Genomic DNA, 16,334 nt, shown 5'->3' with positions numbered 1-16,334 from the left:
GCGGTGGACACCTCACGGTCCGCCTTGGTGTCCGCGAGATAGACGTCCCCGCAGAACAGGTCGTGCCGCAGTGCCTGAACATCCGCGAGCCGGTAGTCGGTCTGCGGCGGATCGGGAAAGCGCCGGGAGAGGGAATACCCAATGTCAAGCACCCACCAATGCTCCCACGCCCACCCCGCACCGCCCCGCGCACCCACCGGTCACCTCCGTGCGCCCGCTCACTGCCCCCGGCCGCGCGGTACGGATCGGCTCGCAAGTCCCTGGCCTGCAGAAACGTCACCGTTCGCACGTTCGAGTGAAGGATTACGGTTTCCTTTCCTGCCGTGCGGCCTAGGCTGGCAGTGTCGCTTGCACGAAGGAGGTCCGCCGTGGCACTGCCTGTTTCCGGATACGAGCCTTATGAGTCGTACGAGCCCGATGAGCCGTACGAAACCGAGGGCGGCGAAGTCGATTACATGCGGATGCTGCGACAGATGAAGGGAAAGATCCCGGCGATGTCAGTAGAAGCGGCCTTCGACGTGTTCAGTACGGCTGCCCCGGTGGGGTGGCGCGTGGAATTGGTCGAAGGGGAGATCCACGTGGCGCCTCCCGCCAACGGCGAACACGAAGAAATCGTTGCTGAGATGACGGTTCAGGTGACAGTACGCCGTAAGAATCCGCAGATGCGGAGCTATTGCGGCATCGGGCTGTATGTCCCGGGTGCATCGGTTACCGGAAAGGTGGTGCCCGACCTGGTGATCGCGCCGAAGGGAAGCTTCGCAAGCGCGTCGGAGTACCACGATCCCGCGCCCGTGCTTCTGATCGCCGAGGTGACTTCGCGCTCGACCGGTGACAACGACCGGGTCAAGAAAATCCGGGGGTACGCCCGCGCCGGTATTCCCGTCTACCTGCTGATCGACCGGGAAGCCGATCAGGCCGTGCTGTGCACAATGCCATTCGGTGAGGATTACAAGCGCAAGGTTCCGTACAAGCTCTCCGAGCCGGTTCCGCTTCCCGAGCCGCTCGGGTTCGAGTTGGACACCGGCGAGTTCTGAGCCGGGCGGCCGGATCGGGGGCGCCGGACAGGGCCTGAGGATCGCCGCCGCAGGAAGTGCACCTTCCCGAACTCCGGCCGGAGCCGCATCCGCCGAAGAACGGGCGCCCGAGTGAGTTTCCGTGGGGCCGCGCGTCGGCCGCGGCGGCGAGGGTGCTCGGAGAGCGCTTAGGCTGCTCGATCGGCGGCTTGCGATCCGCAGTGACTGTGCACAGATTTAGACGCCGCCGCCCGGCCCCGTACAGGCCCGCCCCACGCAGGCCGTGCACCGGCAAGTTATGAGCCGGGCGCCTACGATCGGGGGGTGGACAAGTGGCTCGGTGTGCCTCTGGCTTTTCTCCTTCCGCTCACCCTTGTTGTTCTCAGTGGCTGTGCTGGTGAGGACGCTGTGCGGGGGCGGCCGGGGAGTGCGGGGGTGCGGGATCCTTATTTTCCCCGGTTGGGCAATGGCGGTTATGACGTTCAGCACTACGGGCTGACTCTCGACTATGTGCCTTCCACCGGCCGGCTCAAAGGCACCGCCGAGATCACCGCCCGGGCCACCCAGGATCTGAGCGCCTTCAATCTCGACTTCGCGGGGATGCGGGTCGATTCCGTGACCGTCGACGGCGACAGTGCCGCGCTCCACCGCGCCGGTTCGGAACTCACTCTGCGGCCCCGCGACGATGTGGCCCGGGGCGACACCTTTCGTACGGTCGTCCGGTACTCCGGCGTACCGCGGCGGATCGTTGATCCCGACAAGTCGCACGAAGGCTGGCTGGTGTCGGGACAGCGGGCGGTCGGGCTGGGGGAGCCGACCGGTTCGATGGCCTGGTTCCCGGGCAACCACCACCCCAGCGACAAGGCGTCGTACGACATCCGGATCACCGTGCCGGAGGGGCAGAAGGCTGTCTCCAACGGTGAGTTGAGGAGCGAGGACACAAAGGACGGCCGCACCTCCTTCGACTGGCACTCCGCGCAGCCGATGGCCAGCTATCTGGCGACCGTCGCGATCGGCCCGTACAAGACCGAGACCTCTGTACGGACCGAGAAGGCAGAGAAAGCAGAGAAAACAGAGAAGGCAGCGAAGGCCCGGAAGACGGGCGGGGGAAAAGCCGGGGAGACCGGGAAGGCGGCGGCCAGGACAGCGGGTCAGGGCGTAACACCGCTGCCCATCTACAACGCCGTCGATCCCTCCGTCGCCGCCGACAGCACGCGGCTTCTCGCCGAGCTTCCCGCCATTGTCACCTGGCAGGAGAAGACCTTCGGGCCGTATCCCTTCTCCTCCACCGGAGTGATCATCGGGCGCAAGGGCGATTCCCAATACGCGTTGGAGACGCAGAACCGGCCCTTCCTGCCGGGGCCCACCAGCGTTGCGACGCTCGTGCATGAGATGGCCCACCAGTGGTTCGGGAATTCGGTGACCCCGAAGTCCTGGCGCGACATGTGGCTCAACGAGGGGTTCGCGGAGTACACGGAGTGGCTCTGGGCCGAGCACACCGAAAAGGTGCCGGTGCGGCAGAGTTTCGAAGAGGCCTACGAGGACGACGAGAACTGGGCATTTCCGCCCGCCGTGCCGCCCTCCGCCGCGCATATCTCGAACGCTCCGGTGTACGGGCGTGGCGCGATGGTCGTCCATCGGGTACGGGAGGCCGTGGGCGACGCGGCCTTCTTCCGTATCGTGCGGGGCTGGCTGGAGACTTACCGCTACCGCAATGCCGACACCAAGGACTTCACGGCCTACGTGGAGCGGGAGTCGGGCCGCGATCTGGGCGGGATCTGGGACGCGTGGCTGTACGGCGAGGACAGGCCCCCGCTCGACTGACCGGCGGGATCGGTCGGCTGGACTGACCGGCGAGTGATCGGCGAGTTCGATCGGCCGGACCGACCGCTCGGCCGACCGCCCCCGGGGAGGCCCGGGGTCGGCCGGCCGAGCTGCGCTCAGAGCTTGGTCACGACGTCAGAAGCCGCCGATCACAAGTCGTCCTCACGAGCAGCCCATCACAAGCAGCCGTCTGGAGCCGCCGTCAGAAGCCGCTGCCAGAGGCTTCGTCAGAGGTTGACGCCGAAGTCCGTGGCGATGCCGACCAGGCCCGAGGCATAGCCCTGGCCGACGGCGCGGAACTTCCACTCCGCACCATTGCGGTACAGCTCGCCGAAGACCATCGCGGTCTCGGTCGCGGCGTCCTCGCTCAGGTCGTAACGGGCGATCTCGCTGCCGCCGGCCTGGTTCACGATGCGGATGTACGCGTTCCGCACCTGGCCGAAGTTCTGGCTGCGGGTCTCGGCGTCGTAGATGGAGACCGGGAAGACGATCTTGTCGACATCGGCCGGCAGACCCGCCAGGTTGACGTTGATCGCCTCGTCGTCGCCCTCGCCCGCGCCCGTGCGGTTGTCACCGGTGTGGACGATGGTCTGGTCGGGCGTCGACTTGTTGTTGAAGAAGACGAAGTGGCCGTCGGAGACGACCTTCCCGCCGCCGTTCACCGCGATGGCCGAGGCGTCGAGGTCGAAGTCGGTGCCGGTGGTCGTACGGACGTCCCAGCCGAGGCCGACCGTGACGGCGGTCAGGCCCGGTGCCTCCTTGGTGAGGGAGACGTTGCCGCCCTTGGACAGGCTTACAGCCATGGGGATGTCCCTTTCGTTGTCGTGTGCGGACTTCGGGTCGTCCCGAAGTTACCGTCACCCGACATAACGCGGGCAGAGGACCGAGAGGTTCCGTCCCTCTTTACTTTCTTTACCCGGAGGGAGGACAGCGCCCGCGTACCGGCCGACGGGCGCGGCGAAAAGGGGGTGACGCGAACGGCGCGGGCACGCGACCATGGGGGCATGTCCGGGCCTCCTTATGTCATCCGCGGTTCGGTCTCCCTGCCGGAGGCCGAGCTGATGTGGCGTTTCTCGCGCTCGTCGGGGCCGGGCGGACAGCATGTCAACACCAGCGACTCGCAGGTCGAGTTGCGCTTCGACCTCGCGAAGACGGAGGCGCTGCCGCAGGTCTGGAAGGACCGTGCGCTGGAGCGGCTCGCGAACCGGCTGGTCGGCGGAGTGATCGCCGTACGCGCTTCGGAGCACCGCTCACAGTGGCGCAACCGCGAGATGGCGGCGGTACGGCTGGCGTCCCTGCTGGCCGAGGCGACGGCCCCGCCGCCGCGGGCCCGCCGGAAGACGAAGATCCCACGCGGCATCAATGAGCGCCGGCTGCGCGAGAAGAAGCAGCGGGCGGAGACGAAGCGCGGACGCACGGGCCGCGACTGGTCGTAACGGCGCGACGGCCGCCGTCTCGGCGTCGGGTGCGGCGGCGTCGGCGCGCCGCCCCGCCTGCCGTGCGCGCCCCGCCTGCGCGCGCGAACCCGCCGCCTGCCGTGCGCAATCCCGTCGCCTGCTCTGCTCGTACGGTCCGATCTGCCCGGCGCTCAGCCCGTGCACGTGGCTCGTACGGTCTTGCCCTGCCCGGCGCTCGGCCCGTGCACCTGCCTCGTACGGTCTGACCCGCCCCGCGCTCAGCCCGTGCCCCGTCCGTACGCGCTCCGCCTACCCCTGGCCCAGTTGCCGGTAGCGGCCCTTGAAGTACATCAGCGGGCCGCCCTCCGCGCTCGGGAGTTCCGCCGTCAGGACGCGGCCGATGACCAGGGTGTGGTCGCCCGCCTCGACCCGCTGTTCCGTACGGCACTCCAGGGTCGCCAACGCGCCGCCGATCAGCGGGGCGCCGCTCTCCTCGCCGCGCCGGTACGGGATGTCCTCGAACAGCAGGCGGTCGCTGATCCTGCCCTTCATCGCGAACCGGCCCGCGATGTGCCGCTGGCTCTCCGTCAGCAGGGAGGCGGCCCACAGGGGCTGTTCGGCGAGCAGATCGTCCATGCGGGAGCCGTTCCGTACGCTCACCAGCACCAGCGGCGGGTCCAGGGACACGGACATGAAGGCGGTCGCCGTCATCCCGGCGTTCTCGCCGCGCGGTCCTTCCGGGCTCAGGGGCGGTTCGTACGCGGTGACCAGCACCACGCCGGCGGCGAGCCGGGACAGGGCGGCGCGGAACTCGTCGTTGCTCACCCCCTCAGCATGGGGGAAGGCCTCGGCGCGCGGAGCGGGGGCCTCGGTACGGGAAGCGGGGGTCGCCCGGGACTGGGACACGGCCGAACGCTAACCTTGTCCGCTGCCGCCCCGCATCGGGCCACCGGACCAGGACCGGTCCTAGGACCAGCGGGACGGACCGGCCCGGGTACAGCGGGACCGGCCCGGCTCCGCGGCACCCACCGGAAACGGCGCGCACCGGCACCCGTGCCCACCGGCACCGGCGCACTCACCGGCACCGGCGCACTCATCGGCAACGGCGCCGACCCCGGGCCCGGACACGGACCCAGAAACCCGGACCGCACACCCCCGGCGCACTGCGACACGCCGACAGAATTTGCTTTCCGAAAACCTGGGGAGCGCTCTCAACAGGCACTCTTCCCGGTCATCCGATCATGTGACTTGAGTCACAGTGTGGTGTATTTGTTGACCCTGTGTACCGGGCGCACAGCTCGCTGTGATTCAGTGGCGATGAGAATGCAACACGAGAGCCGATGAGAATCCTGGAGTTGCTGTCGAGGTCTCGGGGAGAGCGAGCAATGGAGACCGAGTCGGAGCCGTATGTCCGTCTTGCGACCCTGCGGCAGTTGCACCAGGCCGTCGCCGAACTGAACGTCGCCCGCAGCCTGGCGGACACTCTCCAGGCCGTCGCCGACGGAGTCGTCGGAGGTCTCGGCTATGAACTGGCCTGCGTCAATGTCGTACAGGCCGACGGTGACCTCGTCGTCGCCGCCTTCTCCGGAAGTGCCGCCGCCGAGGCGCTGATCACCGGCCGGGTCGGCTCGCGCGCCTCCTGGGACCGCCGTCTCTCCATGGGCGAGTGCTGGGGCGAGCTGCGCTTCATACCCCACACCGAGGGCTGGGTGCTGCTGGAGGACGACGTCCCGCAGTGGTACACCGAGGGCCCCGATCCCCGCTTCGAGGACGAGTGGCACCCGCAGGACCGCCTCTACGCCCCGATGTACGCGCGGACGGCGGCCTCGGACGGCGTCAAGGAGTTGCTGGGGGTCATCTCCGTCGACCGGCCGCGCGGTGGCCGCCGCCCCGGACCCTGGGGGCAGGAAGCCCTCCAGATGTATGCGTCCCAGGCGGCGATTGCGATCAGTAACGCCCGCCTCCGAGCAAATATGCAACGCGCTCTCGTGCGGCTCGAACGCGAACAGCAGGCGCTGCGGGCCAGTGAGGAATCCTTCCGTCAGGCGTTCGAGTACGCGCCGAGCGGAATGGCCGTCGCCGAGATGGGCGGGGACCAGCACGGGCGGCTGCTGCGGACCAATGACGCGCTGTGCCGGCTGCTGGGCCGCCCGGCCTCCGCGATGCGTCGCTACTCCTTCTCCGACCTGGTCCACCCCGAGGACATCGGCACCCTGCTCCGTACCTCCGCCGAGGGCGGCCGGGCCGAACTGCGCCTCGCCCGCCGCGACGGCACGTACATCTGGGTCTCGCTCCGTAACTCCGTGGTCGCGGACACCACCGACGGCCCGCGCTTCCTGCTCACCCATGTCGAGGACATCGAGGAGCGGAAGAGCCGCGAGCTCCAGCTCGCCCACCGCGCCTCCCACGACTCCCTCACCGGCCTGCCGAACAGCGCGGAGCTGCGCTCGCGCCTCAGCGCCCGGCTCTGTTCACGCCCCCACGCCCTGCGCGAGACCGCGGTCGAGGCCCTGGACGCGGCGTACGGCGGGTACGACGGCACGGTCTTGTACGAGCCGGGGTACGACGCGTACGAGGGCTATGACGGATACGACGGGTACGAGGAGCAGGCCGGTCTGCGCGGCGGGGCCCGCGGCGCCCTCGGCCCGGGCCCCGGCGGCGCGGCCGGCGGCGGAGGCTTCGACCACCATGTGCACATGGTCGCGCCCACCGGCGACGGCGAGACCGACGACGGCACGAAGGGCCTCGCGGTCCTCTTCTGCGACCTGGACGGCTTCAAGTCCATCAACGACCGGTTCGGCCACAACACCGGCGACGCGGTCCTGATCGAGGTCGCGCGCAGGCTGACCACCGGGGTGCGGGACGGCGATACGGTGGCCCGGCTCGGCGGTGACGAATTCGTCGTCCTCGCCGACGGCCTGGGCGCGGCGGACGCGGCCGATCTCGCCGTACGGCTGCGGAACGCGATCATCCCGCCGATCAGGGTCGACGGGCGCGCGGTGCGGGTCGGCGCGAGCTTCGGCATCAGCTGGGCGGCGTGCGGGATGTCCGTGGAGGAAGTCCTGCAGTCGGCCGACCAGCGGATGTACGTGGAGAAGCGGTCGCGCAAGACGGTCCACCGGAGGGCCGGATAGTTCCGTGCGGGGCAGGAAGCGCAGCAGGAAGCGCAGGGTGGGAAGCCGGGCTGGAGCACGGTGTTTCCGGGCCTCCGTGTGCCGTACGGCACCTATCCGGGACAGGGCTGCGACATGCCCGCGACGCGTTGTTCACCCAGGGGCGGCACAGTGGCTGCTCTCAGTCAACGCCCGTCCATGGGCTTACTCATTCGGGGTAGGCTCGGCCGGTCGGCGACGCTGGCGAGATGGTAAGGAGTGACCCAGGGATGACGGCCGGGAACAACGGCGCGAGCACGCCCGAGGACGAAGACCCGTTCGGCTATCTGTACGAGGACGGTCAGGCGCAGGGCGGCAGTCAGCGGCGCCAGGGCGGCTACGGCTACCCCGGGCCGACCGCGCAGCCCGGCGTGCCCAGGACGTCGTACAACCAGGTCAGGACGGTCGGCGAGCGCCAGTACGGACAGCAGCAGGTCCCGCCGCAGCAGGCACCGTACGGCCAGCAGCCGCAGTACGGGCAGCCGACAGCTCCGTACGGGCAGCAGGCACCGTACGGCCAGGGCCAGGCGCCCTACGGCCAGCAGCCGAACGCGCACTACGCGGCCCCCGAGACCCACCCCGGCGGTTCCACCACCCGCCAGGTGCCGTCCTCGCGCGGTGGTGGCCGCGGCGGTCCCAACACCAGGGGCCTGCTGATCGGCGCGATCGCCGTCGTCGTGGTGGTCGTGATCGGTATCACGGCCGCGGTGCTCTCCAGCGGCGGTGACAAGGAGAACAACGACGCGGCCCCGACCGGCGGCGCCTCGGCTCCCGCGTCCCAGCCGGCCGACGACAGCAAGCCGAGCGACGCCGCGACCGACAAGGCCGACGAGGGCATCCAGCTTCCCAAGCAGGACGCGGCGACCCTCAAGCTGGGACCGCCGGCCGCCCTCGCGACGGACATCAAGGGTGCCGAGGGCACGAACGGTTCGTATGTGACGGGCTTCAACGCCATCGGCGCGTCGGTGACGTGGACGGCGGACATCGAGAAGGCCGGTTCGTACGCCCTGTCGGTGCGCTACGCCATCCCGGCCAAGGACGCGAACGCGACGCTGACCGTCAACGGCAAGGCCAATTCCAACCCCATCGGGCTGAAGAACTTCATCCATTCGAATGACCCGAACTGGGAGAAGAACTGGCAGACCACCTGGGCGCCGGTCGACCTCCAGGCGGGCAAGAACACCATCAAGATCTCCTGCGAGCAGGGCAACCAGTGCGACGCCATTCTCGACTGGCTGGAAGTCACGCCTCCGAAGGGCTGACGGCCTGATCGGCGGTCACCCGAGCGACGGCCGCCTGATCGACGGTCATCCGAGGAGTCACCGCCCGAGGGGCCTCTGCCTGACGGGCCTCCGCCCCAGGACCCGCAGGACCGACCACCCGTAGAAAACCCGCCACCGTCCCGGCCATCGCCTCGCGAGCCGGGACGAGGTATTTCCGGGGGTCGACCACCGAGGGACGGGCCGCCAGGTACTCCCGTACGGCGCCGGTGAACGCCGTGTTCAGGGCCGTACCGACATTGATCTTGACCATGCCGGACGCGATCGCCCGGTGGATCTCCTCGTCGGGGACGCCGGAGGAGCCGTGCAGGACGAGCGGTACGGGGACGGCCTCGCGCAGAGCGGCGATCAGGGCGTGGTCCAGGGCCGCGGTGCGCCGGGTCATCGCGTGCGAGGAGCCCACCGCGACCGCCAGCGCGTCCACCCCGGTCGCGGCGGTGTAGGCGGCGGCCTCCGCCGGATCCGTACGGACACCGGGGGCGTGAGCGTCAAGGGCCGGTGCGGTCAGTGACGATTCACCCGGGGACGGCTTCCGTGGGGAGGGTTCGCCCAGGGGCGGCGGCTCGCCCGAGGACGGCTTGCTCAGGGACGGTTCGCCGTCCTTGCCGCCGACCGCGCCCAGCTCGGCCTCGACCCAGATGCCCTGCTCATGGCCCCAGCGCACGGCGTCGGCGGTGGCCCTGAGGTTCTCCGCGTACGGCAGTTTCGAGGCGTCGAACATCACCGAGCTGAAGCCCGCGCCGGGTGCGGCCCGCAGCAGGTCCGCCGACTCGACATGGTCCAGGTGGAGCGCGAGGGGTACGGAGGAGGCGCGGGCGATCGCCACCGCGGCGGCGGCGATGGCGCGCGGCTCGCCGCCGTGGAACCTCACCGCGTTCTCCGATATCTGGAGGATCGCGGGGGCGCCGGCCCGCTCGGCGCCCGTCGCGATCGCCTCGGCGTGCTCCAGGGTGATGACGTTGAACGCGGCGATGCCGTGGCCGGCAGCGGCCGCGGCCGTGACGAGCTCTCCGGTGCTGGCGAGTGGCATGGGCCCTCAGTTCCGTTGTGCTGTTGTGCCGTTGTCCCGTTGTAGTGCCCTGTTGGGAGAGCCGGGTTCAAGCCGGGGGGTGTTCGGTGACGGTGACGCGCGGGAGGAGTTCCTCGTACGCCTCGGGGTCGAACTCGCCCGCCACCGGGGCCAGGACCGTCGCCGTGGCGAGGGCGACGGCGCGGCTGAGCCTGGCCGGCCAGGGGAGTTGTTCGACCAGGCCGGAGAGGAGTCCGGCCACGGCCGAGTCGCCCGCGCCCGTCGGGTTGCCCTTGGCCGGGGCGGGCGGAACCGCCTGCCAGACGCCGTCCGGAGTGGCCGCGAGTATGCCGTCCGGGCCGAGGGAGGCGATGACCGCGTGGGCGCCGCGGCGGCGGGCGTCCCGGGCGGCGCGCAGGGGTTCGCGGGAGCCGGTGAGCCTGGCGAGTTCATCGGCGTTCGGCTTGACCAGATCGGGGCGGGCCGCGACTCCGCGGCGCAGGGGTTCGCCGCTGGTGTCGAGCAGTACGGGCACGCCCGCGCCCCGGGCCCGGCGGATCAGCTCGGCGTACGCGCCGACATGGATGCCGGGCGGCAGGCTGCCGCAGAGGGCGACGGCTTCGGCGCCGGCGAGCAGCCGTTCGTAACCGCTGAGGAAGGAGTTCCACTCGGCGGCGGAGACGGTCGGCCCGGGTTCGTTGAGCTGGGTGGTGTCGCCGCTGGTCTCGTCGACGACGGCGATGGTGCGGCGGGTGGATCCGGCGATGGGTACGAGGGCGTCCACGGGGCGTGTTGTGGCGTGGGCGGGCACGGTGCCGGGGCGGCGGGGACGGCCGGTGCCGGTGCCGCGGGTACGGCCGGGGAAACCCGGGGCGCGGCCGGGGGTGTCGGGCTCCGCGGCCGGGCCTTGGACGGGCCGCGCCGGGGCGGAGCCCTCCGGACCGGTGTCCGGACCGGTGTCCGGACCGGTGTCCGGACCGGTGTCCGGGCCGGGGTTGGCCGGGCTCGGGGGCGGGCCCTCCGTACCCGTACCGGCGTGGTCCGGTCCGAGGCTCCGGCCATGCCTGTCTTCGGTGCCCGGACCGGTGCCCGGACCGGTGCCCGGACCGGTGCCCGGGCCGGCGATCGGTCCCGCGCCCGGGCCGCGCCGGGTCCTCGGGCCCGTACCGTGCCGGGAGCCGGGGCCGGTTCCGGGGGCGTGCCTCGCGTCGGCGCGCCGGGGGCCGTGGCCCGCGCCGCCGCGCCGGCCGTCCACGCCCGGGCCGTGTGCCCAGCCGTATCCGGAGCCGTACGCCGGTCCGTGTCCCGTGCTGTATCCGGAGCCCGCGCCATGGTGCGCGCCCGCGAGCAGTTCCCGCAGGACATCGCCCGTACGGCCGCCCGCGAACCCCGTCACCACCGTCTCGTGGCCCAGCGCCGCCAGCACCCGCGCGACATTCAGGCCTTTGCCGCCGGGGCGTTCGACGACCTCGCTGACGCGGTGGGTGGTGTGCGGGACGAGCGCGGAGGTGCGGTACGTGATGTCCAGCGCGGTGTTGAGCGTCACCGTCAGGATCACTGTCACACCCCCGGGAATGTGCTTGCTCGGCCTGGTACCGCTTAGCTGTTTGCCTGTCGTCGCTTGCCTGTTACCGGAGTTACCGGGGCGATCATGTCAAAAAGAAAGCGGTTGGCCCAGACCCCGGGCAGCCGCCGTCCCCGGCCGGAAGCCGGTCCGGGGACGGCGGTCGGCCGGAAGCCGCCCGGCTGCGGAATCAGCCCAGCCGGGGCTCGACGATCCAATCGCCCTTGTACAGCACGCCCTTGACCGAGAAGTCCGCGTCCAGGACCACCAGATCCGCGTCCTTGCCCGGCTCCAGCGAGCCGACCCGGTCGTCCACACCCAGCAGCTTCGCCGGGTTGGCGGAGATCGCCTGGACGATGTCCTCGACCGGCAGCCGGTCGACCGTCGCGGCCCGCTTGAACGCCGTGTCCAGCGTCAGCGTGGAGCCCGCGATCGATCCGCCCTCCACCAGCCGCGCCACCCCGTCCTTGACCTCCACGGCCAGCGGGCCGAGCTGGTAGAGCCCGTCGCCGAAACCGGCCGCGTCCATCGCGTCCGTGATGAAGGCGACCCGGCTCCCGCCCGCGCGGTGGAAGGCCAGTTCCAGGGCCGCGGGGTGCAGATGCGTACCGTCGTTGATCAGCTCGACGGTGACCCGCTCGTCCTCCAGCAGCGCGGCGATCGGCCCGGGCGCGCGGTGCCCGAGCGGCGGCATGGCGTTGAAGAGGTGCGTCGCGACGGTCGCCCCGGCGTCGATGGCCTCGACGGTCTGCTCGTACGTCGCGTCCGTGTGCCCGATCGCGGCGATCACACCGTGTTCGGCCAGCAGGCGTACGGAGTCGATGCCGCCGGGGAGTTCGGTGGCGAGCGTCACCATCCGGGCCGTACCGCGCGCCGCGTCGAGCAGTTTGCGCACCTCCGCCGGGTCGGGGTCGCGCAGCAGTGCCTCGCTGTGGGCGCCCTTGCGGCAGGGGGAGATGAAGGGGCCCTCGAAGTGGATGCCCGCGAGATCGCCCTGCTCGACCAGCTCGGAGAGGATGCCGGCGCGCTGGGCGAGGAAGTCGGCCTCGCCGGTGACGGTGGAGGCGACGAGCGTGGTGGTGCCGTGCTCGCGGTGCGTACGGATGCCGGTGAGGACGTCGTCCACGGAGCCGGAGGTGAAGGAGGCACCGCCGCCGCCGTGGTTGTGCATGTCCACGAAGCCGGGGACCAGCCAGTGGCCCGACAGATCCAGCGTGGCGGCGCCGTCCGGCGCGGCGCCCGCGATCCGGCGCCCGTCGACGATCACCCGCCCGCCCTCCACGATTCCGGTGGGCAGCACCACCCGGGCGCCGGCGAGAACGGTGCTTTCGGCACGAGCGGCCATCAGGCGCTCACCTCCGGGACGAGTGGGTCGGTGGGGGGATGGGGAACGGGCGCGCCGACGACGGACGGCCCGCTGCCGACGCCGAGCGGTCCGGCTGCGGACCGGCTGTCCGCCGCAGGACCGGGCCCGGTCGTGGGCCGGCTGTCCGCCGCGGTCCGGGCCTCGGCCACGGACTGGCTGTCCGCAGCAGAGCCGACGTCGGTCATGGACCGGCTGTCGCCCGCGGACCCGGCCTCGGCCGCGGTCTGGCCGGCAGAGGCGGACTGGCTGTCCGTCGCAGGACCGGCCTCGGCCGTGGACCGGCCGTTGGCCACAGGCCCGGCCCCGGCGACGGATGGCCCGCCCGCACGGACCTGGCCCGCACGGGACTCGGCCGCGCCCGTCGGGGCCTGGTCCTTCGGGGCCCGGTCCTTCCGGGCCTGGGCGTCCGGCTTCAGCAGGTCCCAGGCCAGCAGGCCCGCGCCCAGGCAGCCCGCCGTGTCGCCCAGGGCCGCGGGGACGATTTCGGGCAGTTTCTGGAACGTCACCCGCTCCTCGACCGCCGCCCGCAGCGGTGTGAACAATGTTTCTCCTGCCTCGGCCAGACCGCCACCGATGATCAGCGTGCGCGGGTCGAGCAGGGTGAGCGCGGTGACCAGCCCCGCCGCCAGAGCGTCGACCGCGTCGAGCCAGACCCGTACCGCCTCGGGGTCGCCCGACTCCACCGCCTTCGCGCAGTCGGCCGCGTCCGCCGCCGGGTCACCGCTCGCCGCCGCCCAGGCGCGGCTCACCGCCGCCGCCGAGGCGAGCGTCTCCAGACAGCCCCGCTGGCCGCAACCGCACTCAGGTCCGTCCGGGCGCACCACGACATGCCCGATCTCGCCCGCGTACCCGTGCGCCCCGGCCTCTATCGCGCCGCCGATGCCGATGGCCCCGGCGATCCCGGTGCCCAGCGGTACGAATACGAACCGGTCGGCGCCGCGGCCCGCGCCGAGCCGCCCCTCCGCGAGACCCCCGGTCCGTACGTCGTGCCCGAGCGCGACCGGTACGCCCCCGAGCCGGGCCGCGAGCAGATCGCGCATCGGTACGTCGCGCCAGCCGAGGTTCGCCGAGTACACCGCGACACCGCGCTCCGCGTCCACGATCCCGGGGACCGTGACGCCCGCCGCGAGAGCGCTCTCGCCGAAGTGCTCGGCGCCGTACGCGCGCAGCTCGGCCGCGAAACCGAGGATGGCCTCGACGACGGCGTCGGGGCCGCGCTCCCTGCCGGTCGCCCGCCGCACTTCGTACAGCAGCGCGCCGTCCGCCCCGACGAGGGCGGCTTTCATTCCGGTGCCGCCCACATCCAGGGCGATGACGTGTCTCACGTGGACAGTCTCGCGTGTGGACCCATGAAAGGTCTAGTCCACTGTCCTGGATTGTTGCCCGCCCATACAAACGCCCGTACAAACGCCGTACGAACACCCATGCAAATGCTGATGCCTGCTGTGTGCCGGTGCGCCCTTGGCCCGGACGTCCGCCCGCTCTTGGCGCAGACGTTGCCGAAGCGAAACCGGCACTGCGTGGACCGTAAACCTCCGGATAGGGGAAAATCACTGATCCATAGCAGGACTTCATGAGGGACCACCGAAGAACAGAGGCGGAACAGAGCTGTGCACCAGCGCTTTCGGGGAGCGACGGCGGCCATGGCCGCACTTGGCATGACAATGGCGCTGGCAGGCTGTGGCAGCACGGGAGGCTCGGGGGACGTCACCCTGAAGCTCGTGGCCGCCGACTACGGCAACGGTTCGTCGGACCGGTCCGACAAATACTGGACGACCCTGGCCACGGAATTCGAGTCCAAGCATCCGGGTATCAAGATCGATGTCGATGTGCGCTCGTGGAAGACCGTCGACCGCGATGTCGCCGAGATGGTGAAGAAGGGCCGCGCTCCCGACATCGCACAGATCGGCTCGTACGCCGACTACGCCAAGGACGACCTGCTCTACACCGCCGACGAGGTGCTGTCCGTACCCACGCAGGCGAACTTCCTCGCCCAGCTCTCGGACGCCGGAAAGGTCAACCGCATCCAGTACGGGCTGCCCTTCATAGCCTCGGCCCGGCTGCTTTTCTACAACAAGAAGCTGTTCAAGTCGGCCGGGGTGAGCGCTCCCAAGAACTGGGACGACATCAGGACCGACGCCGAGGCGCTCAAGGCGAACGGTGTGACGACCCCCATCGCGCTTCCCCTCGGCTCGGAGGAGGCGCAGGGCGAGACGATGATCTGGCTGCTGAGCGGCGGGGGCGGCTATACGAACAACGCCGACGACTCGTACGACATCGACTCGGACCAGAACGTCAAGACCTTCGAGTGGCTCAAGAAGAACCTCGTCGAGGAGAAGCTGACCGGCCCGGTCGCCCCGTCGAAACTCGACAGGACCACCGCCTTCAAGGCGTTCACGAGCGGCCAGGTCGGGATGCTGAACGGGCATCCGACGCTGCTGCTCGACGCGGAGCGGGAGGGCGTCGACGTCGGGATCCTGCCGCTGCCGGGGATTGACGGCAAGCCCAAGCCAGCGATGGGTGTGGCCGACTGGATGATGGCGTTCAAGCAGAACAATCACGGCGAGGAGATCGGCGCTTTCCTGGACTTCGTGTTCGAGGACAAGAACGTTCTCGACTTCGTCGGCCAGTACGACCTGCTGCCGGTCACGTACAGCGCGAACGAGGCGATGGCGGCGGACACGCGGTACAAGGACCTGGCCACGTTCCAGAAGGTGCTGCCGACCGCGGAGCTGTATCCGTCCGGCAAGAGGTCCTGGGGCGGGGTCAGCCAGGACATCAAGGACCACATCGGGCAGGCGGTCGAGCCGGGCGGGAACCCGGCGGCGGTCCTGGGGCGGATAGCGCGGGACGCGACGGCGGAGGAGACGTCGGAGTGACGGCCCGGGTAGCGTGTCGGAGATATGACCGCGACGCCTGATCCCGCCCCTGAGCACGCCGGGCTGTCCGAGCGGGACCGCGCCGTTCTCGCGGTGGAACGGCGCGGCTGGCCGGGCCCGGGCGCCAAGGAGCGTGCGATCAGGGAGGGCCTGGGCATCTCCCCGACCCGCTACTACCAGCTCCTCGGAGCGCTGCTGGACGACCCGAGGGCGGCGGAACACGACCCGGTGACGGTGAATCGGCTGCGCAGGATCAGAGCGGAGAAACGGGAAAGCCGAGAGGGCTGACACCGCCCGGGCACCCGCGCCGGACACGGACGGCCACGGCCCGCCCGGCGACCGGGGCACCTGGCCCGGCGAAGATCCCGCCCGGCCGCCGGAGCGCCTGGCCCGCCAGGATCCAGCCCGGGCAGCCGAGGCCCGCGCCCGGCCAAATCCAGCCCGTCCGGCACGGACCTCAGCCTGTCCGGCTGGCACCGGGCGTCCGGCCGGAGTCCGGCCACGGCCCACCCGGCGGCCGGAACGCCTTGCCCCGCCAAGATCGGGCCCGGCACTCGAAGCGTCTGGCCCGGCCAAGATCCGGCCCGGCGGTTGCACTCCGGCCCGGCCACGGCCCGCCCGGTGGCCGAGCCGCCCGGCCCGCCAGGATCCAGCCCGGCCGCCGGAGCGCCTGGCCCGCCAGGACACAGCCCGGCGGCCGAGGCGCCCGGCTCGGCCAAATCCAGCCCGTCCGGCGATTGAGGACAAGGCCCCGGGGCCGGACCGGGCTTCCGGTTCCGTACCGCCCGTACCGTCCCCGCCGATACGCTCAGGAGCATGGGCAACCCGTACCCCCTTCCCCTGCCGGAAC

The 16,334-nt window shown here is 71.0% G+C and carries 11 protein-coding genes and 3 pseudogenes; 7 read left to right on the top strand and 7 right to left on the bottom strand.

Translation table 11 applies throughout. From position 1 onward, the window contains the following. Positions 1 to 455 precede the first annotated feature (455 nt). On the top strand, positions 456 to 1,034 hold the full coding sequence (locus tag WH07_RS28955) for a Uma2 family endonuclease (protein WP_079023644.1): 579 nt from the start codon (positions 456 to 458) through the stop codon (positions 1,032 to 1,034). A 303-nt stretch (positions 1,035 to 1,337) separates the two neighbouring features. Then, a complete protein-coding gene (locus WH07_RS28950; RefSeq protein WP_052744590.1) occupies positions 1,338 to 2,837 on the top strand; it encodes a M1 family metallopeptidase in 1,500 nt (499 codons plus the stop codon). A gap of 227 nt (positions 2,838 to 3,064) precedes the next feature. Here WH07_RS28950 and WH07_RS28945 read toward each other — a convergent pair whose 3' ends face one another. After that, positions 3,065 to 3,640, bottom strand: a complete 576-nt coding sequence (locus WH07_RS28945) for a TerD family protein (protein WP_046506246.1) — start codon at positions 3,638 to 3,640, stop codon at positions 3,065 to 3,067. Positions 3,641 to 3,841: 201 nt separating this feature from the next. Between WH07_RS28945 and arfB the strand changes: the two genes are divergently transcribed. Beyond that, positions 3,842 to 4,273, top strand: a complete 432-nt coding sequence (gene arfB / locus WH07_RS28940) for an alternative ribosome rescue aminoacyl-tRNA hydrolase ArfB (RefSeq protein ID WP_046506243.1) — start codon at positions 3,842 to 3,844, stop codon at positions 4,271 to 4,273. Between the two features lie 270 nt (positions 4,274 to 4,543). Here arfB and WH07_RS28935 read toward each other — a convergent pair whose 3' ends face one another. Further along, entirely contained in the window at positions 4,544 to 5,140 is a 597-nt protein-coding gene (locus WH07_RS28935) for a flavin reductase family protein (protein WP_079023643.1), read from the bottom strand. A gap of 479 nt (positions 5,141 to 5,619) precedes the next feature. Between WH07_RS28935 and cdgB the strand changes: the two genes are divergently transcribed. Together cdgB and WH07_RS28925 are read left to right on the top strand one after the other, a co-directional pair. Continuing rightward, positions 5,620 to 7,368, top strand: a complete 1,749-nt coding sequence (gene cdgB / locus WH07_RS28930; RefSeq protein WP_046506237.1) for a diguanylate cyclase CdgB — start codon at positions 5,620 to 5,622, stop codon at positions 7,366 to 7,368. A gap of 248 nt (positions 7,369 to 7,616) precedes the next feature. After that, a complete protein-coding gene (locus WH07_RS28925) occupies positions 7,617 to 8,648 on the top strand; it encodes a CBM35 domain-containing protein (protein WP_046506234.1) in 1,032 nt (343 codons plus the stop codon). Here WH07_RS28925 and WH07_RS28920 read toward each other — a convergent pair. From WH07_RS28920 to WH07_RS28905, 5 genes and pseudogenes are all read right to left on the bottom strand, one after another. Beyond that, complete coding sequence (locus WH07_RS28920; RefSeq protein ID WP_079023642.1) at positions 8,629 to 9,696, bottom strand: class II fructose-bisphosphate aldolase; 1,068 nt, start codon at positions 9,694 to 9,696, stop codon at positions 8,629 to 8,631. The two genes, WH07_RS28925 and WH07_RS28920, sit on opposite strands and share 20 nt — an antisense overlap. 67 nt (positions 9,697 to 9,763) lie before the next feature. Then, positions 9,764 to 10,462: pseudogene (locus WH07_RS28915) on the bottom strand (1-phosphofructokinase family hexose kinase); the annotation flags it as partial. Between the two features lie 555 nt (positions 10,463 to 11,017). After that, positions 11,018 to 11,233: pseudogene (locus WH07_RS38200) on the bottom strand (PfkB family carbohydrate kinase); the annotation flags it as partial. Positions 11,234 to 11,429: 196 nt separating this feature from the next. After that, on the bottom strand, positions 11,430 to 12,584 hold the full coding sequence (gene nagA / locus WH07_RS28910; RefSeq protein WP_046506232.1) for an N-acetylglucosamine-6-phosphate deacetylase: 1,155 nt from the start codon (positions 12,582 to 12,584) through the stop codon (positions 11,430 to 11,432). Positions 12,585 to 13,000: 416 nt separating this feature from the next. Continuing rightward, positions 13,001 to 13,891: pseudogene (locus WH07_RS28905) on the bottom strand (ROK family protein); the annotation flags it as partial. Between the two features lie 357 nt (positions 13,892 to 14,248). On the opposite strand from WH07_RS28905, the gene WH07_RS28900 reads away from it, so the two are divergent. Then, positions 14,249 to 15,484: an extracellular solute-binding protein gene (locus tag WH07_RS28900; RefSeq protein WP_046506229.1), complete on the top strand. Its 1,236-nt coding sequence runs from the start codon at positions 14,249 to 14,251 to the stop codon at positions 15,482 to 15,484. A 24-nt stretch (positions 15,485 to 15,508) separates the two neighbouring features. Next, positions 15,509 to 15,772: a DUF3263 domain-containing protein gene (locus tag WH07_RS28895; RefSeq protein WP_046506227.1), complete on the top strand. Its 264-nt coding sequence runs from the start codon at positions 15,509 to 15,511 to the stop codon at positions 15,770 to 15,772. The last annotated feature ends 562 nt before the right edge of the window (positions 15,773 to 16,334 follow it).

The sequence above is a fragment of the Streptomyces odonnellii genome, from assembly GCF_000981895.1.
Taxonomy (GTDB): Bacteria; Actinomycetota; Actinomycetes; order Streptomycetales; family Streptomycetaceae; genus Streptomyces; species Streptomyces odonnellii.
This window is presented reverse-complemented; position numbering and strand designations above follow the sequence as displayed.